We start from the raw sequence: 280 nt of genomic DNA, 5'->3' as shown, positions 1-280 counted from the left end.
TCATGCTCCTCCAGCACGCTTCCCTGTACATCGATGCTTCGGATCACATACGTCCCGTTTTGAAGGATATCGAACTGTGCCGGTGTGTTCGTATGCAATATCTTGCGTTCCACCTCCGTACCATCCTTCAACAGCACCGCTTCCACTGCTTTTGTATCCGTGGTGCTCACAGATAACGGACGTGTCGTACTGCCTTCCTTCAATTCCAGTGTCACTGTCGCAGGATCCTCCGCAAACAGCTGCTGGATATCCAGCTGTGGAAGGATGCTCACTGCCAGGG

The 280-nt window shown here is 52.9% G+C and carries 1 protein-coding gene; it reads right to left on the bottom strand.

The annotated features are described in order from the left end of the window. A partial coding sequence (locus NE665_RS24855) for a hypothetical protein (RefSeq protein ID WP_256302771.1) occupies positions 1 to 280 on the bottom strand: 280 nt, incomplete at both ends.

The organism is Clostridium sp. DFI.1.208 (genome assembly GCF_024463855.1).
In the GTDB taxonomy this organism is placed as follows: domain Bacteria; phylum Bacillota_I; class Bacilli_A; order Erysipelotrichales; family Erysipelotrichaceae; genus Clostridium_AQ.
Note: the sequence above shows the minus strand (reverse complement) of the source record. Positions and strands in the feature narration are given on the sequence as shown.